This window comes from Arthrobacter sp. Cr_A7, from assembly GCF_029222765.1.
Lineage (GTDB): Bacteria > Actinomycetota > Actinomycetes > Actinomycetales > Micrococcaceae > Arthrobacter.
The window spans coordinates 1-20,800 of sequence record NZ_JARHXQ010000309.1; the positions used below are offsets into that span (position 1 = coordinate 1).

The 20,800-nt window shown below is 67.0% G+C and carries 23 protein-coding genes; 11 read left to right on the plus strand and 12 right to left on the minus strand.

The features are described 5' to 3' along the window. Positions 1–21: 21 nt before the first annotated feature. The 5 genes from P2Q66_RS18390 to P2Q66_RS18410 all read right to left on the minus strand — a co-directional run bounded on the left by P2Q66_RS18390 (position 22) and on the right by P2Q66_RS18410 (position 4,739). Positions 22–1,143 (minus strand): FAD-binding oxidoreductase, encoded by a 1,122-nt coding sequence (locus P2Q66_RS18390; protein ID WP_275730452.1) that lies wholly within the window; start codon positions 1,141–1,143, stop codon positions 22–24. A 46-nt stretch (positions 1,144–1,189) separates the two neighbouring features. After that, entirely contained in the window at positions 1,190–2,233 is a 1,044-nt protein-coding gene (locus P2Q66_RS18395) for a Gfo/Idh/MocA family oxidoreductase (RefSeq protein ID WP_275730453.1), read from the minus strand. Beyond that, entirely contained in the window at positions 2,233–3,006 is a 774-nt protein-coding gene (locus P2Q66_RS18400; protein ID WP_275730454.1) for an amino acid ABC transporter ATP-binding protein, read from the minus strand. Before P2Q66_RS18400 ends, P2Q66_RS18395 begins: the two co-directional genes overlap by 1 nt. Beyond that, positions 3,003–3,791 carry an amino acid ABC transporter permease gene (locus P2Q66_RS18405; protein ID WP_079595286.1) on the minus strand — a complete coding sequence of 263 codons (789 nt, stop codon included), beginning with the start codon at positions 3,789–3,791 and terminating at the stop codon, positions 3,003–3,005. Before P2Q66_RS18405 ends, P2Q66_RS18400 begins: the two co-directional genes overlap by 4 nt. An 84-nt stretch (positions 3,792–3,875) precedes the next feature. After that, on the minus strand, positions 3,876–4,739 hold the full coding sequence (locus P2Q66_RS18410; protein WP_275730457.1) for an ABC transporter substrate-binding protein: 864 nt from the start codon (positions 4,737–4,739) through the stop codon (positions 3,876–3,878). Between the two features lie 184 nt (positions 4,740–4,923). On the opposite strand from P2Q66_RS18410, the gene P2Q66_RS18415 reads away from it, so the two are divergent. Together P2Q66_RS18415 and P2Q66_RS18420 are read left to right on the plus strand one after the other, a co-directional pair. After that, positions 4,924–6,003, plus strand: a complete 1,080-nt coding sequence (locus P2Q66_RS18415) for a LacI family DNA-binding transcriptional regulator (protein WP_275730459.1) — start codon at positions 4,924–4,926, stop codon at positions 6,001–6,003. Between the two features lie 122 nt (positions 6,004–6,125). After that, positions 6,126–6,977, plus strand: coding sequence for a hypothetical protein (locus P2Q66_RS18420; protein WP_275730460.1), 852 nt, complete (start codon positions 6,126–6,128; stop codon positions 6,975–6,977). Positions 6,978–7,076: 99 nt separating this feature from the next. On the opposite strand, the gene P2Q66_RS18425 is transcribed toward P2Q66_RS18420, so the two are convergent. Beyond that, on the minus strand, positions 7,077–7,700 hold the full coding sequence (locus P2Q66_RS18425) for a DUF5655 domain-containing protein (protein WP_275730462.1): 624 nt from the start codon (positions 7,698–7,700) through the stop codon (positions 7,077–7,079). A gap of 159 nt (positions 7,701–7,859) precedes the next feature. Here P2Q66_RS18425 and P2Q66_RS18430 point away from each other — a divergent pair, with 159 nt between their 5' ends. The 3 genes from P2Q66_RS18430 to P2Q66_RS18440 all read left to right on the plus strand — a co-directional run bounded on the left by P2Q66_RS18430 (position 7,860) and on the right by P2Q66_RS18440 (position 10,043). Further along, positions 7,860–8,531 carry a protein tyrosine phosphatase gene (locus tag P2Q66_RS18430; RefSeq protein WP_275730463.1) on the plus strand — a complete coding sequence of 224 codons (672 nt, stop codon included), beginning with the start codon at positions 7,860–7,862 and terminating at the stop codon, positions 8,529–8,531. Positions 8,532–8,713: 182 nt separating this feature from the next. Continuing rightward, positions 8,714–9,292 carry an RNA polymerase sigma factor gene (locus P2Q66_RS18435; protein ID WP_079595280.1) on the plus strand — a complete coding sequence of 193 codons (579 nt, stop codon included), beginning with the start codon at positions 8,714–8,716 and terminating at the stop codon, positions 9,290–9,292. Further along, the gene (locus P2Q66_RS18440; protein WP_275730466.1) at positions 9,285–10,043 is read left to right on the plus strand and encodes a hypothetical protein; all 759 of its coding nucleotides are present in this window, start codon (positions 9,285–9,287) and stop codon (positions 10,041–10,043) included. Before P2Q66_RS18435 ends, P2Q66_RS18440 begins: the two co-directional genes overlap by 8 nt. Positions 10,044–10,145: 102 nt before the next feature. On the opposite strand, the gene P2Q66_RS18445 is transcribed toward P2Q66_RS18440, so the two are convergent. Further along, positions 10,146–10,706, minus strand: a complete 561-nt coding sequence (locus tag P2Q66_RS18445; protein WP_079595278.1) for a hypothetical protein — start codon at positions 10,704–10,706, stop codon at positions 10,146–10,148. Positions 10,707–10,866: 160 nt separating this feature from the next. On the opposite strand from P2Q66_RS18445, the gene P2Q66_RS18450 reads away from it, so the two are divergent. Then, positions 10,867–11,364 carry a sigma-70 family RNA polymerase sigma factor gene (locus P2Q66_RS18450; RefSeq protein ID WP_079595277.1) on the plus strand — a complete coding sequence of 166 codons (498 nt, stop codon included), beginning with the start codon at positions 10,867–10,869 and terminating at the stop codon, positions 11,362–11,364. Further along, a complete protein-coding gene (locus P2Q66_RS18455; protein WP_275730468.1) occupies positions 11,361–12,020 on the plus strand; it encodes a zf-HC2 domain-containing protein in 660 nt (219 codons plus the stop codon). Before P2Q66_RS18450 ends, P2Q66_RS18455 begins: the two co-directional genes overlap by 4 nt. A 49-nt stretch (positions 12,021–12,069) precedes the next feature. Here the strand turns inward: P2Q66_RS18455 and P2Q66_RS18460 are convergent, their stop codons facing one another. Both P2Q66_RS18460 and P2Q66_RS18465 read right to left on the minus strand, forming a co-directional pair. After that, on the minus strand, positions 12,070–12,567 hold the full coding sequence (locus P2Q66_RS18460; RefSeq protein WP_275730469.1) for an SRPBCC family protein: 498 nt from the start codon (positions 12,565–12,567) through the stop codon (positions 12,070–12,072). A 76-nt stretch (positions 12,568–12,643) separates the two neighbouring features. Then, positions 12,644–13,462 carry a DUF1206 domain-containing protein gene (locus P2Q66_RS18465; RefSeq protein ID WP_104443425.1) on the minus strand — a complete coding sequence of 273 codons (819 nt, stop codon included), beginning with the start codon at positions 13,460–13,462 and terminating at the stop codon, positions 12,644–12,646. A 244-nt stretch (positions 13,463–13,706) separates the two neighbouring features. Between P2Q66_RS18465 and P2Q66_RS18470 the strand changes: the two genes are divergently transcribed. Next, positions 13,707–15,284 (plus strand): hypothetical protein, encoded by a 1,578-nt coding sequence (locus tag P2Q66_RS18470; protein WP_275730470.1) that lies wholly within the window; start codon positions 13,707–13,709, stop codon positions 15,282–15,284. Between the two features lie 2 nt (positions 15,285–15,286). Continuing rightward, positions 15,287–15,733, plus strand: coding sequence for a hypothetical protein (locus tag P2Q66_RS18475; RefSeq protein WP_275730471.1), 447 nt, complete (start codon positions 15,287–15,289; stop codon positions 15,731–15,733). Positions 15,734–15,740: 7 nt separating this feature from the next. Here P2Q66_RS18475 and trmB read toward each other — a convergent pair whose 3' ends face one another. Beyond that, positions 15,741–16,664, minus strand: a complete 924-nt coding sequence (gene trmB, locus P2Q66_RS18480; protein WP_275730472.1) for a tRNA (guanosine(46)-N7)-methyltransferase TrmB — start codon at positions 16,662–16,664, stop codon at positions 15,741–15,743. A 77-nt stretch (positions 16,665–16,741) separates the two neighbouring features. Continuing rightward, entirely contained in the window at positions 16,742–17,158 is a 417-nt protein-coding gene (locus P2Q66_RS18485) for a hypothetical protein (RefSeq protein WP_275730474.1), read from the minus strand. A 140-nt stretch (positions 17,159–17,298) separates the two neighbouring features. Between P2Q66_RS18485 and P2Q66_RS18490 the strand changes: the two genes are divergently transcribed. Beyond that, a complete protein-coding gene (locus P2Q66_RS18490) occupies positions 17,299–18,624 on the plus strand; it encodes an MFS transporter (RefSeq protein WP_275730475.1) in 1,326 nt (441 codons plus the stop codon). A 7-nt stretch (positions 18,625–18,631) separates the two neighbouring features. After that, on the plus strand, positions 18,632–20,017 hold the full coding sequence (locus P2Q66_RS18495; protein ID WP_275730476.1) for an MFS transporter: 1,386 nt from the start codon (positions 18,632–18,634) through the stop codon (positions 20,015–20,017). A gap of 6 nt (positions 20,018–20,023) precedes the next feature. On the opposite strand, the gene P2Q66_RS18500 is transcribed toward P2Q66_RS18495, so the two are convergent. Next, the gene (locus P2Q66_RS18500; RefSeq protein WP_275730477.1) at positions 20,024–20,776 is read right to left on the minus strand and encodes a class I SAM-dependent methyltransferase; all 753 of its coding nucleotides are present in this window, start codon (positions 20,774–20,776) and stop codon (positions 20,024–20,026) included. Positions 20,777–20,800 lie beyond the last annotated feature (24 nt).

Sequence of the window (20,800 nt, forward strand, 5' to 3'; positions counted from 1 at the left end):
GTGGGAAAGGGCAGCCGGATGCTAGGAGAACCGCTCCGGACGGAACGTTTCGAGCATCGGATGCCGTTCCCCTGTAAGGATTTCTCCCGCCAGGAGCTCGCCCGCGATCAGGCCGAGCGTCGCGCCGGAGTGCGTAAAGGCCACAAAGCAGCCAGGAACCTTGCCGAGTTCGCCAAACACCGGTTCCCCGTCACCCGGGATCGGCTTGTAGCCGATCTTCCACGACGCAGGCTTGAGCTCGGGGTTGCCTTGAACCAGCTTGGAGGCTTCGTCTGCCAGTTCCTGGACTACCTCATCGGGGATGCTGAAGCTGCCGTCAGCATGCTCAGTGATGTTCTCCTCGTACCAGTCATGGTCCAGGGCGAGGGTGTTTCCGGGGTTGGGCCGCACGGCCGCGCGGGGCGTGTTCAGTACCGGGGCCAGGCCGTGCTCCACCGGCTTGGTGATAACCAGCATGGAGACCGGCGAACCATTGGGGATATTGACACCCAGCGGCGCCACAACAGCCGGGGTTGCGGCTCCGCAGGCAACCAGGACGGCGTCGGCACCGTGCACGGCACCCGAAGCGGCCTGGACGCCGACAGCCCGCCCGCCTTCAACCACCACCGAGACTTTTCCTGCATTGAGGACCAGTTCACCCCCGAGTTCGTGGAACTCCGCCATCAGGAACTCCACCAGGTCCGGCAGGCTCACCCAGCCTTCGCCGGGGTTGAAGATAGCGTTCTCGGGCACGGCTGCGGCATCCACGCCCGGGGCTGCCTGGGAGATCTCGGCGGGGGCCAGCAGCTTCGAGTCGTAGCCCTTGTTCCGTTCATAGCGGTGGCGGGCAGCCGTGGCATCCGCCTGGCCTTCCGCGTTCCACATCAGTCCGCCGTCAAACTGGAGCCATTCGCGGGAGGGGTCGGCAGCGAACAGCGTCCGGTACCGGTCAACCCCGGCCATGCGGAGCAGGTGGTAGGGCGTGGAGCGTTCCCCCGCGGAATTGAGCCATGAGAGCGACCTGCCTGAGGCCTCGCTGGTCAAACCGCTTTCGGTGAGCAGGACTACCGAGGCACCTTCGCGCAGCAGGTGGACGGCGGTGGAAACACCAAGGATTCCGCCACCGATGACGGCAACTTTCCTGGCGGAGTTGGTGGAAGACATGGGTACTCGCTTTCCTGTGTAAAGGGCTGTGCCGTGACGTGCTGTGTCAGGCAAGGGCATGGACTTCTTCAATGACTTTCAAGACTTCGACGGCGTCTGCCGGGTCAACCGGGAGCGGCGCCCCGCGGAGGAGTGCGTCGGCGAGGAGCCGGTAGAACTCGGGATAGGCCCCCCGCTCGGCGGGAACGGCGCTTGTGGCGCCATCCACCCCCAGGACCCCCCAAGAGACCTGGGGGTCCACACCATAAGCGGGATCGGTGGGGAGGACCCCGGCATCAAGTGCAGGTTCCTGCCCGTCCAGTCCCCACTTGGTGTACCCGGCGGCCGAGCCGAGCACATGGAACCGGGGGCCTGCCTGCGGGGCGGCGCCGTTCATCCAGAGCCGGGAGCGTACGCCTGAGTCGTGCAGCAGGGACACGAAGGCTTCCTGTTCCGGGCCTGACCGGCCCGTGCCATGCCCTGCTGTTTCGCCGTAGCTGCGCGCCACCGGCCCAAACAGCTGGATGGCCTGGTCGATGAGGTGGGCGCCCAGGTCATGGAGGATGCCGCCGCCCTCCGCCGTGGTGGCGGAGTCGCGCCAGTTCCCGAAACCTTCCGGGCGCCACCACTCGAACCGTGATTCGAACGTCCGGACCTCGCCCAGCTCACCGGCATCCAGGAGCTTTTTGAGGGTCAGGAAATCCGCGTCCCACCGGCGGTTCTGGAAGACCGTCAGCTGAACGCCGGCGTCGGCCGCTCTGGCGGCCAGCTCTTCGCCGTGTGCGGATGTGGTGACGAATGGCTTGTCCACCACAACGTGCAGCTTGTGGGCGATCGCCCTCGAAGCGAAGTCGAAATGGGTGACCGGAGGGGTACCCAGAACCACCAGGTCAAGGTCGGCTGACAGCGCGAACAGGGCCTCCGCCGTCGGAACAATCCGGGCCCGCGGGTAGCGGGCTGCTGCTGCGGCAGCGCGGTCCGGGTCCGCAGTGACAATCACGTCCAGTGAATAGGACGGGTCCGCCTCGATCAGGGGTGCATGGAAGACACGTCCGGAAATCCCGAAGCCGACGACGGCGGTACGGATGGGTCCTTTGCTGACATTCGCCATCACAGCACCTCGGAGAGGAAACGCTGGAGGCGTTCGCTCTTGGGGTTGTCGAAGATGTCCGCGGGCGTGCCCGCTTCGACTACTTCGCCTTCATCCATAAATACGACCTGATCGGCCACTTTCCGGGCAAAGCCCATTTCGTGCGTCACCACCACCATGGTCATGCCCCGCTTCGCAAGCGACGCCATGAGGGTCAGGACGCCCTTGACCAGCTCGGGGTCCAGGGCGCTGGTGGCCTCGTCGAAGAGCATCACTTCGGGTTCCATGGCGAGGGCACGGGCAATGGCCACGCGCTGCTGCTGTCCGCCGGAAAGGTCCCGTGGACGGTGGTCGGCACGTTCGGCAAGGCCCACCTCGGCCAGGCGGAGGCGTGCCCGCTCCCGTGCCTCTGCCTTGGGCATCTTCTTGACGCTCCAGAGGGCGAGGGCCACATTCTCAAGGGCTGTGTGGTCCGGGAAGAGGTTGAAGTGCTGGAAGACCATCCCGATCCGGCTGCGCAGGATGTCGGGGTTGACCTTCAGTACGCTCTCGCCCGCCAGGAGCACGTCGCCGCTTTTGGGTTCGTGGAGCCTGTTGACCCCGCGGAGCAGGGTGGACTTGCCCGAGCCCGATGGCCCGATGATGCAGGTGGTGGTGCCGGGGGCCACGGTGAGGCTGACGTTGCGGAGCACCTCGATGTCCCCGTACGCCATGGTGAGGTTTTTGAGTTCCAGGCTGGATCCGTGGAAGGTCTGGATGTCAGCGGTGGGGTTGGCGCTGGTGCTGGTGATCATGTGTTGCTCCCGGTAGTGAGCGGCGAGGCCGCGTCGAGTTCCTTGACTTCCTTGAGGCCGCTGGAGGGGGCCGCGGGACGGCGTTTTCCTGCCCGGAAGCGGCTGTCGAAGTAGTTCACCAGGTGCGTGAGCGGCACGGTGATGATGAGGTAGAAGATGCCGGCCATCACCAGCGGGGAGAGGTTTCCGGAGAGGACTGCGGCGTCCTGGCCCACGCGGAAGAGTTCACGTTCGCTGACCAGCAGGCCGAGGAAGTAGACGAGTGAGGAGTCCTTGACGATGGCGATGAACTGGTTGACCAGTGCCGGCAGTACGCGGCGGATGCCCTGGGGAATGACCACGAGTGCCATTGATTTGCCGTAGCTCATGCCCAGGGCGCGGCAGGCCTCGCCCTGGCCCTTGTCCACGCTTTGGATGCCGGCACGGAAAATCTCACCGATGTAGGCGCTGGCGATCAGGCTTAGGGCGATGATGCCCAAGGGGTACGGCGAAGGGCCGAAGATGGACTGGCTCAGCCGGGCGAACCCCTGGCCGATCAGCAGGATGGTAAGGATGGCCGGCAGGCCCCGGAACAGGTCCGTGTAAATGCGGGCAGGGACCCGCAGCCACCGGGACGGTGAAATGCCCATAACGGCGACGATCATGCCGAGCACCAGGCCGATGATCGTGGCCGAGACGGAAATGATGAGGGTGTTCAGGAGGCCCACGCCCAGAAGTTGGGGCAGGACTTCGACCATTGCTTCGAAGTCGAAGAAGGTGCGGATGATGGTGTTGAGCCAGTCCATGGTTGCTCTCAGACGTTGTTAGCTGGTGGAACGGGGGCGGTTGGCAGTAATTCCGGTGGACCGCCCCCGCAACCTTGGGAGGGGTTAGTTACTGGGCGCCGGGCTGGACGTTTGCTCGGCCTTGGGAAGGTACTGCTCGGGCATCGGGGAGCCCGGGAACCACTTTTCGTAGAGCTTCTTCCAGGTGCCGTCCTCCATGGCTTCGGCCAGGCCCTTGTTCAGGGCCTCCTTGAATTCGGTCTTGCCCTTGGCGACGGCGAAGCCGGCGGGAGCGTCGAAGGACGGGATATCTGCCGCGCTCACCAGGCCAAACTGTTCCTGGTAGGACTTGGCGGCCTCGTAGTCGAGGAAGTGCGCGTCGACAGCGCCGCTGTTGACGGCCGAGACTGCGGTGTTGTTGTCCGGGAAGCGCACCAGGCTTGCGGAGGTGAAGTTCTTGACCGCGTAGGCCTCCTGCAGCGTTCCCTGGACAACGCCCAGGCGCTTGCCGGAGAGCCCTTCCGGATCGTTGATGCCGGACGTCTTGGTGGTGATGATGGTCAGGTATCCGGCCAGGTAGCCGTCGGAGAAATCAACGGTTTCCTTGCGCTTGTCCGTGATGCCGATGGCGGCGACCCCGGCGTCGAACTGCCCGTTGGCGACGGCGGCGAGCAGGCCGGAGAAGTCCTGGCCGGTGAAGACCACGTTGTCTACACCGGCCCGGCGGGCCACGTCCGTAAAGAGTTCCACATCGAAGCCCGTGAACTTACCCTGGGCGTCGGTGAAGGTGTACGGCTTCGAGTCACCCAGGCTGGCGACACGGATGGATCCGGGCTCAATCAGGCCGTACGGGTTGTCCGCGGACGAGGATGAAGCAGGAGTGGATGCTCCGCAGCCGGACAGTGCCAGGACCGCGGCGACGGCCGCGGCAACCAGTGTTGCGGGGCGGAAAGTCTTTCGAGTAAACACAGCGAGTTTTCCAATCGAGAGAAGCGGGAGTGGAGGATCGAGATCCGCCGTGGGGTGATGCTTGGCCGGTACCTCTTGCTGAGTCCGGTCTCAGTCTCTACGATTGAGACCGGACTCACACCGATTGATAGAAATGTAACCCAAGCCACAAAAGGGCGTCAAGCGTCCTACGGGAAAGGCCGAAATGAGTACTGACGCTTCACGACGACGCGATGTAACAGTCGCCGACGTCGCCAAGGCCGCGCAGGTATCCAAGGCCCAGGCAGCACGTGCGCTGGGCAACTACGGCGCAGTGAGTGACGATGTGAGGGAGCGCGTACTGGCAGCAGCGGAAGAGCTGAACTACCGCCCAAATGAACTCGCGCGCAGCATGAACACCGGGAAGTCAAACACTATCGGCGTGGTGGTGGGCGACATCGAGAACCCGCACTTCGGCCTCGCAACCAGGGGAATTACTGACACCGCGAAGAAGAGCGGGTTCAACGTCATACTGGTCAATACCGATGAGGACACAGCGGCCGAAGTCGACGCAGTGAAGGTGCTGCTGGACAAGCGCGTTGACGGCCTGATCATCGCGCCGGCTTCATCGGTTGATACGCAGCACCTGGCAAGCGTTCACACGTCCGGAAGGCCCTTGGTGCTCCTCGACCGTAAGGCCCAAGGGGTGGAGGTGGACACGGTGGCGGTGGAGATGGAGGGGATCTCCTATGAATCCACCACTTACCTGATCGGGGAAGGGCACCGCCGGATTGCCTTTATTTCCACCATTCGGACGGATGAGCCTTACTTCGCCGGCCTGCCGCTGGACTCTTCGCAGATATCGGACCGCCGGGACGGTATGAAGCGTGCGTTCGACGAAGCGGGGCTTCCCCAACCCGAGGACCTGGTCCGGCTCAACGCAGGCGGTCCGGAGTCCATCAGGAAAATCACCCGTGAACTGCTGCAGCAGCCTGATCCCGCCACGGCGATCATTGCCTCGGACGGACTTATCGGCCTCAGCGTCGTCGAGGCCATCCAGGACCTGGGGCTCTCGATCCCGGACGACGTCTCTTTCCTGATGTACGACGACTTTGCCTGGACCCGCCTCACCACGCCGCCTCTGACCGTGATTGCGCAGCCCGTCTACGAGATGGGCGTCGCCGCCGCTGAGGCCCTCATCCGCCAGATCCAGGGCAGGAAGGCGCCCGCTGCAAAACCTGAGTTTTCCGCCACCCTGGTCAAGAGGGGGTCTGTCGGCATTCCCGGCAGCAGGGCGCACGGTTAACCCTTGTGCAGTTGCTGAAAACTTCGCTAGACGTTCACTTCCTCCTCAATGGGACGGTAATCCCTCAGCCGTAGCGTGAAAAGTGTCCTGAGCACCACCAGCGAACAGCAGTAAGGATTGCCATGATCACCAGCCAGCAGCCCGTCGTCCTGACCAGCAGCAGCATCGAAGCCAGCGATGAGGAGGCAGTTGAGGCCAATGTGAGCGTGGTGGACGCCATGCACACCGCTCTTCTGCACACCGAGGAGATGTCGCCGGTGGCGGTCCGCAGCTACTACGTGGATTTCTACCTCACGCAGTCACTCGAGGGCGGCTTCGCGCAGTACTCCTTCATGGCCGTGGACCGGTCCGAAACGGACACCCTGATCCGCGAGGGTATGGCCGGCATGGGAGCAACCGCCCACCTGGACCTGTTCAACCGCGCTGTTGCGGCCTACGACGCCCTGACCGAGGAGGAGGCCGAGCACTACCTCGACGGCGGACTCGACCAGGCTGAAGAGACCCCCGACGCCGTCCTGCGGATGGAAGAGCTCGACGGCGAGTTCGAGGAGCTGCTGGAGCGGGAGAACATCACCGCACTCAATGCCGCCTGGCTGCGCGGACAGGCCGATCTCCTGGTGCTCGACGACGAAGGGGTGGGCGCGTACATCCAGCGGCTGGCTGCCCTGATCGCGGACCTGCCCGAACGCCAGGCCCAGGCAGAGGCCGAAGCGCTGGAGGACGCCCCGGACTTCGAAATCATCATCCGCGAGCTCTGCAGCGTTGCCGGGTACCAACTCCTCAGGATCACCATGGGGGACCCCAACTACCTGTACGACGGCGAGAAGACCCTGGCCTGGCACTTCTCCACGGACCACGGCGACTTCCTGATGGTGGAGGAAGACGACGAAGCCTTCATGATCAACCCCGACACCCTCGAAATCGTCGCAGCCGTGGAGTTTGAAGAGGCCGACGCCGACCTCGTGGAGGCCTAGAAGCAGGTCCTAATCCTTCCATTCCGTCAGTTCCGGGACAGCGGCCGGGGTCGCCGTGAGTCAGGCGACCCCGGCGCCTGTCCCGCGAACCCAGCTTCCCTACGTGTTCTGTGCCAAGGCCGCGGCCAGGATTTCCAGCAGCTCGTCGTCCACCTGCTCAGGGGACGCCAGCCGCACCCGGAGCGTAAAGGGATCGTCCGCCCGTGTCCTGACCTGTTCCAGCCGGCCGCCGGCGGGAGCATCAAGGCGCAGGGTCACGTCCACCGCCGAGTTGGTGGACCGGGTCAGCTGGGCGAACTTCCGGCGCGGGCTGTGCAGGGACACGTAGCCCTTCCGCATCTGGATCTGGACGCCTACGGTGGCTGACGCCCAGGCCAGGATGGCATCAGCGATGGGCCGCAGCTGCGGGTGGTTGGCGTATTGGCCGTCGATCAGTTCGTCGGCGTCGCGCAGCATGAACTCCGGGTAGCCGAACATCTCCCAGGACACCGCGTACTGGGCGTAGCCCGTCACGCCAAAACCGTCCCGCATCCAGTCGCGGAGTTCCCGGTCACTGCGGATGCCCGCCGCCCGCGCCTGCTCCACCCAATGGGCCGTATCCTGGCCGGTCTTCCGCAGGAGCAACGCCTTGTTGTTGTCCACCATGGATTGCCAGGTGCCGGCCTCTTTCCGGGGCGCACCGGTTTGTGTGTCGGACTGCTGCGGCTGGTTGCTGTTGGACATGCATCGATCGTAAGGGCGACGGTCCGGTGGTCCTGATACGGGTGGGCAATAAAAAGATTTCCAGCGTCCGTAACCTTTCCGCTGCCCCCGGCGATGTAGGAGGTGATGGGTCCGCACGCCGGGCCCAACCCGATATGTTGTCCAGGTTTGGAGTACTTGATGTCTTTGTTCACCGTTCTCGCCACCAGTAAAGTCGCCGCCGGAGTCCTGGCAGCAGGCACCCTGGCCGTCGGCGGAACCGGCGCAGCCGCCGTTACCGGTGTCCTCCCCGCTGACGCGCAGCAGACCGCGCACGAACTGTTCGGTGCTCCCGCCCCGCAGCTGGCAGCCGTGGCAGCCTCTGACGCCCAGGCCGGTGCGGAGTCCACCACGGATGCGGCGGCCGACGCCGATGCAACGGCAACTGCTGATGCAGCTGCCGACGCCACGGTCAGCGATGAGGAAGCAGCCGCCCAGGCGTCGGCTTCCGTTGCCGCCGGTACTGCCGTTGAGGCAGCAGGCGCCGCAGCCTTCGGTCTCTGCACTGCTTTCACCAACGGCAGCCTCAACGCGTCTGCCGAGGGCTTCTCCTCGCTGGTTATTGCTGCAGAAGGCGAAGCTAACGTTGGGGACTTCTGCGCCGATGTTGTTGCGGACGCTGATGCCGCCGCCGAAGCCGGAGCGGCTGCCACAGGCTCCGCCGCCGTTGAGGTTGAACGTCCCGAGCTTCCGGCCGTTCCTGCCGTCCCCGCCGTCCCGGGTGTCGACGGCGAGCCCGCCGTTCCTGCCGTGCCTGCTGTTCCGGTTGAGGGCGCCGACGTCGTGGAAGCCCCCGCGGTTTCAGTCCGCTAGGCACCGTTGGCTAGGGTGGACCGCAGCTGTTTTGTGGCTGCGGCCACTCTGGACTGCAGGAACCAGCTCCCCGTTCCTGCAGTCCCGCCTGCCGGCAGCGTGGTGCTGCCGCAGGCGGAAGAAGCAGCGGGGACAGGCAATCCGCACCGCACAACCGGGACAGGCGCACTTCGCGTTCCGGGATGGAGGAGCCGCTGGTGCTAGACACTTTGGCCCATGAAGAGATCGACATATTCGACAGCGCAGCCGGAACAGATCCCGCTGTGCTGTTCGGCGCTGCCTATCGGTCCTTCGCCGGCCCCGTCCAGGGCTACCTCAAGGCCCGCGGTGTTGACGACCCGGAAGCGGTAACCCAGGACGTGTTCCTGGCGTTCTATCCGAAGATCCAAGGGCTCACCGGCGGCCTGCAGGGCGCCAAATCCTTGATCTTCTCCATTGCCCACGCCCGCATGGTGGACCACTACCGCCGGCTGGAGCGCAGGCCGCAACTGACGCCCTACGATCCCCAGCATGACGGCCGCACAACGCCGTCGGCGGAGGACCAGGCCGTGGAACTGGACGGCGGGGCCGCCGCGATGCTGGACGGCCTCAGCGGCGAACACCAGGAAGTACTGGCGCTCCGCGTGGTGGCGGACCTGTCCATCGAACAGGTGGCGGGCATCATGGGCAAAAGCACCGGGGCCATCAAACAGCTCCAGCGCAGGGCCCTTCAGAACCTCAAAGCACAGACGCTCTCAAGAAACCAGGCGAATCATGAGTGACACCGCAGGATCCCGCAGCGACGGATTCGTTGACCAGCTGCTGCTGGAGGCAGGGCTGGACGACGACGGGCAGCTCCATCCCGCGCTCCTGCAACTCCGCGCCCTGGGTGCTGTGGCGCCGGAACCCTCCGCGGAGGTCGCAGCCCTGATGCAGCGCGCCGAGGGGGTGGCGGCTTCAACCAGTGCCGCCGTACTTGCCGCGGCCGCGCCAGTTGAGACCGCAGCAGTATCCGCCGCCGCACCCCCCGATGAGCTGGCCGCGCGGCGCCGGGCCAAGCGGCGCGTCACCCTGACAGCACTGTCCGTGGCCGTCTCGCTGTCCGCCGGCGGAGCCGTCGCCGCGGCTTCCGACCAGGGGTTCCGCGACTCCTTCAGCCGGTTCAACCATGCCGTCACGTCGTTTGTGACGGGATCCACCGGGGTGCCCGCGGGGAACCCGGCTGATGAACCCGCAGCCCCGGTTCCTGCCACGCCGGCAACCCAAGCAGCCGAAGAGACTGTCCCGGCCGCACCAGGTCCCGCCGGGCAACCGGCCGAGGTGACGCCGTCGAACGCTCCCGCCCCGCCGGAAACGGCAGCCGGGCAGGACGCCGCCCCGGGGAAGCCGGCCGGCCTTCCTGCTGCGGAGGACCTGGCCACCGCCGTTCCGGATGATCTCACCAACGGTGTAGGCCAGCCGCCGCAGGTGCCCGTCCCCGGCGCGTCAGAACTTCCGCTGCCCGGGACTCTGCCCGCAGTTCCGCTGCGCTAGCTGCGGTAGGGCGCCTGCGGCCCGTTTTTCCGGCCGCCGCCCGCCATTCAAGCCCTGCCGCGAAGAGCGTGGAGGCGGGCCGGCCCGGCCGGCAAATCCAACTCAGTAGGCTGATGCACCACCCATCTTGATCATGGCGCCGGACGGATCCGCCAGGTACCAGACGTCATTGACGCCCTGGCCCAGGATGTCGCCCGGCTTTGTGTCCTTCGCGAAGTAGTACAGCGGCAGTCCCTCCAGGGTTACCTGCTGTTTTCCATCCGGGGTGGTGATGGTGCCCAAGGCTCCCGTGACGCCCTCGGCGGACGGAGTTTCCGAGGAAGCAAAAACAGGGGGCCACGCAACCAGGCAGGCGTCAGTGCAGGCACTGGTTCCGGAGTCCTTCACATCCTTCGTGAAGAAGTACACGCTCATTCCCTTTCCATCCACCACGATGGTGCCGGCGCTTGTGGAGGCTGTCTTGAGGTCGACGCCGGCGCTGGCCGTGGTGGACGTTGCCGAGGGCGGGGACACCGACGCGGCGGGGGCCGTTGCGGACGTGGCAGGCGCGCCGGTGGTGACAGCGGGGCTGGTGGCCGGCGCGGTTCCGGTGCCGCCGGCGCAGGCCGTCAGTACCGCGGCAAAGGCCAGGATGGCGAGGCCTGCACCCGGGTGGTGTTTCATGGGTTGCTCCTTGGCTGGGCCCGGCGTCTGATACCGGACGCTAACCCCTACGACGCATCCGGGTGAAGAATGGTTCAAGCAGGATGAACTTTTTATCGGCCCGCGGCGTCTTTAGGACATCAGCAGGAATGTGGGACAGAACCACATCAGGAGGGACGGCATGCCGCTGGATGAGGACGTGGTGGCGTCCATCTACCGCGAACACGGCCCCGCCCTGCGCCGGTTCGTCCTCAGTGCCTCCCGGGACCCCCAACTGGCTGAGGACGTGGTGCAGGAGACCGTGCTCCGCGTCTGGCAGCACGCGCCGGAGATCAACGGCAGCCTCCGCAGCTACCTGTACCGGACGGCCAGGAACATCATGATCGACAACTACCGGCGTGCCCAGCGGCGCCCGGAAACACTGGAAAGCGGCCTCACGGATCACGGCGGGGCGATGGAAAAGGTCGATGAGCTGTTGATCCGGGTCTTGATCGAGGAGGCCCTGCTCCGGCTGAGCAAGGAGCACCGCGACGTCCTGGTTGCCCTGCATTACCGCCGTTTTACAGTCAATGAAGCCGCCGTCCAGCTCAACATCCCCAGCGGAACCGTGAAGTCCCGCGCCTATTACGCGGTCCGTGCCCTGCGCACCATCCTGGATGAAATGGGGGTGGAACGGTGAACGGTTTTGATCCCCACCAGTTGCTGGGTGCCTACCTCCTGGGCGGCCTGGACGACGACGACCAGGCGGCTTTTGCGTCCCACCTCAAGGACTGCGCCGCCTGCCGTGAGGAACTGGCCGGGCTTGAGAAGCTTCCCATGCTGCTGGATGCCCTTCCCGTGCCGGATGCCGTGGCGCTGACTGCCGTTGCGGCCGTCACGGCCGGTCCTGTTGCCCCCGTTCCGGTTCCGCTCCTCAGCAAGCTGGCGCGCCGCCGTCGGACATCACGACGGCGGTGGGCGGCACTCGTGGGCGCCGTGGCCGCCGCCTGCCTCGCCTTGGGGCTCGCTGCTGGACCCTTGCTGGCGCGGCCCGAGCAGCCCGACGCCACCTATTCCGTCCAGTCCGGGGGTGGCCTCCAGTTCAGCATCGACCTGGCCCGCAAGACCTGGGGGACCGAGCTGGCCGTGAACGGAAGCAGCCTTCCGCAGGACGGGACGTTGTCCCTGTGGGTCCGTGACCGCGCCGGCGGCGAGGACCGCGCGTGCGCCTGGTCGGCCACCCCCAGCGGCAGGGTCAAGGTCACGGGGGCCACACCCATCCAGCTGGGGAGCATTTCCAGTGTTGAGCTGCGGGACGGCACGCAGCATGCCGTTGCCGTGATCACGGTGCCCTGACGCCTGAAGCACTGCGGCCCTGAAGCCCTGACGCCTGGCGCCTCGCGGGCTAGGGGAGCTCCGGCGAAGGCCCGCGGAGGGCACGGAACTCAGCTACCAGCGCCTCATCCTCGCAGGCGCGGGCGAACGCCTCGATCCGCCTCTCGATCTCGTGCCCCAGAAGCCAGGTGCCGATCCTCTCCATCAGCGGCCGCAACAGCGCCGGCCGGCAGGAAAAGGTGTACTTCCAGACCGCCTGCGTGCCGCCGTCGCCGGCCGTGAAGCGCCAGCCGCCGCCGAAGTTCCCGAAGAACCAGGGGCCGGACACCATGGTCATGCCCACGTTCCGCGGCGGGACGTAGGAGACGTACTCGCTGACCATCGTCAGCCCCAGGCGGGAGCGCGTCCTGGTGCGGACGCCCTTGCCGGCCGAGCTGGCTCCGGCCAGGAATGCCTGGGCCGAGATGAACGGGTCCCATTTGAGCCGGAAGGTGCCGGTGGTCTGGGAGAAGGCGAAGACCGTTTCCGGGTCGAGGCGGATGAAGCGTTCGGCGCGTACCTGGGGCATGGTCCCACCCTAGCCAACCCGGCGCTCAACCACTCGACGCGGCCATCGCGACGGCGGTTCCCTGGCCGTTTCCGGGTTACTGGGTCATTTTGGCCAGCCGGGCCCGCACGATCATGAACACCCCGTAGCAAATGAGCCCGGCGCCCACGGCTGCCAGCAGGTAGACGCCAAGGGGCTGGTCGCGCAGTGCACGGAGCCCGCCGTCCAGGCCGGTTGAATCCTCCGGGTGGGCCTGCAGGGTGGCGATAACGATGAGCAGGCCGGTCAGCAGCAGGACCACGCCCTTGGCCACATAGCCTGTCACGCCCAGCACCGTTACCGCAGTCCTTGCCTTTGGGGACGCGGGCATGACCAGATGCTTCTCAAAGGATTTCCTGAGCCCACGAATGCCGTACACCACCCCGGTCACAGCGATGCCGGCACCCAGCAGGACCAGCAGGGCTACGCCGCCGGGGGCTTTGATAAGGGAGACGGTCAGGTCACTGACAGCTCTTTGGTTGTCGCCGCCCGAACCGGTTCCCCTCGCGAAGGACAACAACGTCAGGGCGAGTCCGGCGAACACCAAAGCCTGGGCCCCGGCCTTGGCCTTTTTCCCGGCTTTTTCCTTGGTCGGCAGCCGGTTGTAGTCGAAGATGGCATCGCTGGCCTGCCACAGCGCAAGGGCAGCGCACGCCGCGAAACTCGCCCACAACAGGAAGGGACCGGCCGGCTGCGTGGCGAGCTCCGCCACGGCACCGCTGAAGTCCGCGTTGCCCGTGCCGCCCATGGCCAGCCGGATGGCAATTGCACCCACCAGCAGATGCAGTATGCCGCTTGCCGCAAACCCTGCCCTTGCCAGCAGTTCCAGAGTCCGCGAATTGGTGACGTTCTCTGCCGCGTCCACGGCCTGCTTCAGTTCTCTTTTGATGGCTGTTCCTTTGTGCGTGCGCAGTGCGCGGTGGTCCACTGGTGTGCGTGCCCCACACAAAGGCAATCGTGCCACGCGGACACGGTCTGGAACAGTACGCGGCCTGGCGGTGTGGATCCGCGCCTCACTCCGGACATGCATGGGGAGGGATCCCCATCGCCCGGTCCCGGCGGCTGTGCCACCATAAGCAGCAGCGGAAGACACGCACCGAGGACTTCTCCGGGGGAACACCATGACCTTTTACGGCGCTGACGTCAGCCAGCTGCGCGCACTGGCCAGGGCGGCTGACCAGGCCGCGTCGCTGCTGAGCGCCCGGGCCGCCTCGCTGCACGGCCAGATCCAGTCCGCACCGTGGAAGGGAACGGACGGCGACCGGTTCCGCCAGGAATGGGCCGGCAGCCACCGCCCCGGGCTGGACAAGGTGGTGTCCAGCCTGCGGGAGAACGCGAAACTCCTGCTGAAGCACGCGGAGGAGCAGGAGAAGGCGTCGTCATCCGGCGGAACCGGCGGCACGGGCCCGTGGGACCCCCTCCAGTCGCTCGCCGGCCAGGCCCGGGACTGGCTGCAGGAACAGGCTGCAGCGGCGGCCGCGGCCGCGGAACACCGCAGGGAACTGGAAGCCGGCCTGGAGCGCATGCTGGATGCAACCCCCGCGGAGCAGGACACGTGGTGGGACAGCTTGTCCGCAGCGGACCGCAAGTACCTGATCGAGGGCGAGGGGGACGACGGCCCCTTCGCCGAAGACCTCATGCGCATGGACGGCGGCATCCCCGAATCTGCGCAGGAGCTGGCCAAGGACTACCTGCAGGAGCTGGCCAAGGCGGATATTCCCGTCTACTCCGAGGCCGGCCGGGCCTCCATCGAGGCGCGGGTGGCGTGGGTCCACGGGGGCGCCGAGGTAGGCACCGAAGTGGTGGAAAACGCGGACGGTTCCGCCACCATGAAGGTGTACGGGAACATGGGGCTGGGAGTGAACGACACCAGTGGCGCCGCCGGCGTCACCCTTAGCGGGGAGGTGTCCCGGGAGTACACCTTTGGCAGCGTGGAGGAAGCCATGGCCGCCCGCGGACAGATGTACCGCGACCTGCCGCCGGACAGCGTGGGCGAGATCAAGGAGGTGGCGGGCAACCCGCCGGGCTACATCCTGGAAACCATCAACAATGCGGCCGGTGACAACGGGTCCACCGGGCTGACGGACAAAGCGAAGGGGACCCTTTCGCTGGAGGCCGAAGCGGAAACCGGGGCCGCGGCCGGATCCGCGAAGCTGGACCTGGCCTACGAGCGGAACCTCACGGACGGCACCTCCACCGCCAGCGGAGAGGTTTCAGCGCAGGGAACGCTCAACCTGGACGGGCGGATCTTCGAGGCCTCCGGCAAGGGCGGACTGCAGGTCACCATGGACAAGGACAGCACCATCGATTCAGTGTCGGTGTCCATGGACGGAACCGTGGCGCATGGGGTCACGGCGGGCACCGATGTTAAAGCTGCCAAGGTGGAGTCCTCGGTGACCGCCGGCACGCAGGGCACGGTCAGGATCGACGTGGAGTACTCGCCGGAGAACCGCCCCGTGATCGACAGCTACCTGCGCAACATAGCACTGGGTGATGAGGCAGGGGCGGCCCGGGATGCCGCCCGGCTCTATGAGGCCGGGTCCGCCACGGTGCAGGTCAACAGCGTGGTCGGTGCGTCCACCGAAGCCGGCCTTGACGTGAAGCTGGGCGAGGTGGAGGTCAAGACGGAGAGCCAGGCCACCACCAACGTGTCCACCTACTACAAAGTCCCCAACGACACGAAGCTTGAAAGGCTGTGACCATGTCCGTGCACATCGAATCCCCGCTGGGGTTCACGGCAGACTTTCCCGAGCACACGCAGGTCCTCGGCGACTCCACGGCCGGGCCCAACAGCGGGCAATACGGACTCCCGGGCGATGTCCTGGTCACCGTTATCAAGGACGACACCTCGGTGCAGGACGCACCGCAGGCCAACGGCTGGGCGCACCTGATGTCCGGCTTCTACCGTGAGGAGCGGGGTGGAACCCTCCTGGCGGAGGGCGAACTGAACCTCCCCGGAAAAGCGGCGTACGCCGTGGTGGTGGGTTACGACGACACCGGAGGCGCGGGGAAGGTGGCAGCCACCGTGGGTGTGTGGGAGCGCTCGCGTTTTATTGGCGTCGTGGTGATCTGGCCCTACGTGGACCCCGGTGTGGAGCCGCGGCTCGGCATGCTCAGGGAGATTGTGGCCGCCATCAGCGTGGGCTGACCTCCTGCTACCGCCGGCGGTAGCAGAGATCGAAGATCAGGCGCCCGGCCTCGTGGGCTTTCGCCTCGAAGCTGGTGCGGATCCTGCCTTCGAACCGCGGAGCCCAGCCGCCCGTCTCGTCCACGCCCTCGTTGGGCCCGGTGTGCAAGGTGCTGACGGGGGCGCGGCCCTCACGGACCGGAGCGCCGCCCACCACGGACTCGACGCCGGACTGCCACACCTGCGTCAGCGGGCTTTCGGGTCCGCGGCGCTGGCCGTTGTGCAGGTTCTCGAAGTCCTCGGAACCGGCCAGGACATCACGGACGTGGACAGCATAGTTGGACCAGTCGGTGGCGATCCGCCACAGCCCGCCCGGCTTCAGGGCACGGGCAGCCAGTGATGCAAACTCGGGCTGGATGAGGCGCCGCTTGTGGTGCCGTGACTTGTGCCAGGGGTCGGGGAAGAAGACCCACAACTCGTCAACGGACCCTTCGGGCAGCATGGTGGCCAGCACTTCGGGGGCATTGGCCTCAACCACGCGGACGTTGCGCAGCCCCCGGCTGTTGATCTTGATGATGGTGTTCGCCAGCCCGGGGGTGTAGACCTCCACGGCCAGGAAATCGGTGTCCGGGTTCTGCTCCGCCGCGTGGCAGATGGCATCGCCCAGGCCCGAGCCGATCTCCACGATCAGGGGAGCCTTCCGGCCAAATTCCGCCTCGGCGTCGAACGTGTAATCCGGGTGGACGGAAGTGTTGGCGACGTGGCGGGGAACATCCACAGCCCACCGCTCTGCATGCTCTTCCCACGCAGCCTGCCGGCGGCCCTGCAGCCGGGTGCCGCGGCGGACAAAGCTGACCGGCCGGCCGCCATAGGTGCCGAAGGATGCCTGCGTGCCGGGGGTTACGGGCCGGGGGACATGCGGCTGCTGGGGGTTTTCGGGGGATTCACTCATCCCTTCAAGGATACCGGGGCGGGACCCGCCGGCGGGTCCGGTTCGTGGCGGGCGGGAATGGCCGCGGCACGGCCGCCTCAGCGCATCATGTACACGAACCGCAGGGTCATGAGGAGCCCCACAATGAAAATCACGCCGTTGATGCACAACGCTGCCAGCGCCAGACCGGACCCTTGACCGCGGAGTCCGGACTTCCGAAGAGCGGAGACGCCCAGCGATGCAGAGGTGATGCCGAAGATCAGGGGCAGGCTCCAGAACACGAGGGGAGCCAGCAAGGGATTCTTTGACGGGCCGTTGTACGGGAAGGTCAACAGCATGGCAAAACTGGCGAAGGGGGCCGTGAGGAGGAGGCTCGCGGGTGCCACGATCGCAAGGACGAGGCTTGCAACCGCTTTGCCGGTGTGGCCGCCGCCTGGTGGTGCCGGAACCACGGCCTGGGACTGAGGCGCTGTGGCTTCCGTCGCGGAATTGTTGTGCCCAGACTGAGGTGGCATGTCCATGGTTCTCCCTGATTGTGAATGACTGGCCCGGCAGCGTGCCCTTCAAATGTAGGAATGCTGCCCGTCTGCCAAAAGCGCGCGGGCCGCGTATGTGGACAACTCCTGTGGCAGTCCGCTCCTGCAACAATGGGCGGGTGACGGAAGCGACGAACGCCGAGGCAAGGAAGCAACGGCCGGGAAGCCCTGCCAGGGAGGCAGCACCGCAGGCCGGGGTTGATCCCGGCGCCCTGGTTGACGCGGAAATTGATGAAGCGCCCGCGCCCGGGCCAACCCGGGTGGGGAGCCGGCGGCAGCTCGCCTACCTCGGCCTGTGCCTGGTCCTGGTCGGGCTCAACCTGCGGACCGTGTTCTCCAGCTTCTCCGCCGTGCTGCCGGAGGCCAGCTCGCAGGCGGCGTTGCCCGGATGGGCGGTGGTGGTCCTGACAACTGTTCCCGTGACGCTGCTGGGCGTGTTCGCGCCGCTCGCCCCGGTCCTGGCGCGCCGGTTCGGTGCCGAGCGTGTCCTGCTCGGTGCCATGGCGGTCCTGACGGCGGGGCTGCTGCTGCGCCCGGTGGATACGGGGCTGCCCGCCGCCGGCCACCTGCCCGCGCTCCTTGCCGGGACGGCGGCGTGCGGGGCTGCGATCGCCCTGTGCAATGTCCTGTTGCCGGGGTTGGTGAAGCGGGATTTCCCGCACCGGCTGGGGCTGATGGGCGGGCTGTACACGACGGCGATCTGCGCGTCCGCGGCGCTTGGTGCCGGCTTCACGTACCCGGTCTACGCGGCGACGGGGGAGTGGGCCCTGGCGCTGTGGTTCTGGGCGGTGCCGGCCGCCGTCGTCCTTCTGCTGTTCCTGCCGGTGGCCGTCCGCCAGCCCCGGATCAGGCACCAAGCTGCCAGGGACGGGGTGAACGTGTGGCGCTCCGCGGTGGCCTGGCAGGTGACCATCTTTATGGTGCTGCAGGCGATGATGTCCTTCAGTGTTTTCGCATGGCTGGCGCCGATCCTGCGCGAGAGGGGCGTGGACGGGGCGACGGCGGGCCTGATCGTCTCCGTCAGCATCGTGCTGCAGATGCTGGGTTCACTGTTCGCCCCGGCGCTTGCTGCCAGGCTCCGCGACCAGCGGTTCATCAACACAGTGGTCGCTCTGATGACCGGTGCCGGGTTCGCGCTGAGCATCTTCGGGCCCCTGGAGCTGGTGTGGGTGTGGGCCGGGCTGCTGGGCCTGGGGCAGGGAAGCCTCACGGCCGTTGCCCTGACCATGATCATGCTCCGCACCCGCGACGGCCACACCGCCGCGCACCTGTCCGGAATGATGCAGGGCGTCGGGTACGGGCTCGGTTCAACAGGAACCCTGCTGGTGGGCCAGCTGCACCAGGCCACCGGTTCCTTCACCGCCGCCGGATTCCTGTTCCTGGTGGTCGGCCTGCTCGCGGCCGTCTTCGGCTACCGCGCCGGCCGCGACCGGTACATCGGCTAAGGCCCGCATGTCCGACTCCACGGTTCCAACCACCCATCCGGCCGCGGGCATCCTGCAGCGGCCGTACCTGTGGGTGACCATCGGCACGTGCGCCCTGGTGTTCCTCGCCGCGTTCGAGTCCCTCGCGGTGACCACCATCATGCCCCTCGTCAGCAGGGAGCTGAACGGCGCCGGCCTCTACGCCCTGGCCTTCGCCGGTCCGTTGGCCACCGGCGTGATCGGCATGGTGGCGGCCGGCAACTGGTCCGACCGCCGCGGGCCAACGGCACCCCTGTACGCGTCCGTGGGGCTGTTCGTGGTGGGGCTGCTGATCGCCGGAACCTCCGCGTCCATGCCGATGCTCGTCGCCGGCCGGCTGGTCCAGGGGCTGGGCGGCGGAGCCCTCACCGTGGCGCTGTACGTCCTGGTGGCCCGCATCTACCCCGGCGTGCTGCACCCCAAAATCTTTGCGGCGTTCTCCGCGGCGTGGGTGATCCCGTCGCTGGTGGGTCCCTTCGCGGCCGGGATCGTGGCACAGGTGTTCAGCTGGCACTGGGTGTTCCTGGGCGTGGTGGGGCTGGTCATTCCGGCGCTGCTGATGATCGCGCCGGTGCTTCGCGGGATGGACCAGCGGCCCATGGACGCTGCAGCCGTACCGTGGGCTGCCGGCCGGCTCGCGTGGGCCGCCCTCGCCGCAATCGCGGTGCTGGCGCTGAACCTGTCTGCCGGCGTCCGCGTCCCCGGCGTTCCCGCGGCCACTGGTGTCCTGGCCACCGCCGCCGTCGTCCTGGCGCTGCTGGCCGTCCGGCCCCTGGTGCCCCGCGGCACCCTGATCGCCCGGCGCGGCCTTCCCAGCGTGATCCTGGCACGCGGACTGGCCTCGGCCGGGTTCTTCGGCGCCGAGGTCTACCTTCCCTACCTGCTGATCGAGCAATACGCCTTTTCCCCCACCTTCGCCGGCCTCACCCTCACGGGCGGAGCGCTGGCGTGGGCGGGCGCGTCGGCAGTCCAGGGCCGCCTCGGGACCCGGCTGTCCCATCGCCGCGCGGTCCTGACCGGGGCGCTGATGGTCCTGGGCGCGGTACTGCTGGCCCTGGCCACCACGTCTCTCCACTGGCCGGCCGCCGTCGCGATTGCCGGCTGGATCTTCGCCGGCGGGGGCATGGGCCTGCTGTATCCGCGGCTCAGCGTGATGACCCTTGCGCTGTCCACCAAGGACAACGAAGGCTTCAACAGCTCCGCGATGTCCATCTCGGACTCGCTGGGCGGTGCGCTGGCGCTCGCCACCACGGGCATCGTGTTCGCGGCATTTACGACGACGACGGGATCCTTCGCAGGCGTCTTCGCCCTTGCCGCCGTGCTCGCCACAGCCGCGGCCTTCGTGGCGCCGCGCGTCACCGCCAAGGCCTCCTGAAAGGCGTCAGCCCAACCGGGTGGCCCGCAGGACGACGTCGGCGATGGTGGCGTGCTCGCCGTCCGGACCCGTCACCGGGCGCTCGCGGCTGGTGAGGACCTCAACCTGCCACCCGGGGCCGTCCAGCCCCAGTTCCTGGACAACCTCGTCGCCGGTATAGAACATGTCCCGGTGGGTGTGCCCGGCTCCGCCTCCCCACGGCGGCAGCCGGTCCGGGTGATGCCCCACCACCAGCAGGGTGCCGCCGGGTTTGACCGCCGCCGCGGCCGTCCGGAGCGGCCCTTGCCAGGCGAGCTCCTGGGAGTGCAGGAACTGCGAGGTCACCAGGTCAAAGGGCCCCCCGGGCTGCCACTGCTCCAGGTCGGCCTGCTGCCACGTGATGCGGCTGGCAATCGCGCCCTCGCCTGCGTGCACGCTCTCCCTGGCCAGGGCGGCTTTCTCGTGCGACTGGGCCCGCTCCAGCGCCACAGCGGAAACGTCGACGGCGGTCACGGTCCAGCCCTGCTGTGCCAGCCAGATGGCGTCGGCGCCTTCGCCGCAGCCAAGGTCCAGGGCCTTCCCCGGCCGGAGGCCACCTGCCTCGCGGACCAGCTGCGGGTTGGGCTTTCCGCTCCAGATCTGCGGTTTTGCGCGGTACCGCTCGTTCCAGATGGAGGCGGCGTCATTGCCGCGGATGCCGGTGCCGATGCCGGTGCCGTCATCACCCGTGGAGGTGCCGTCGTCGTGTATGTCCTGGTGGTGCGCCACGTGTTCGTTCATGCCTCAACACTGCCCTGCACCGAC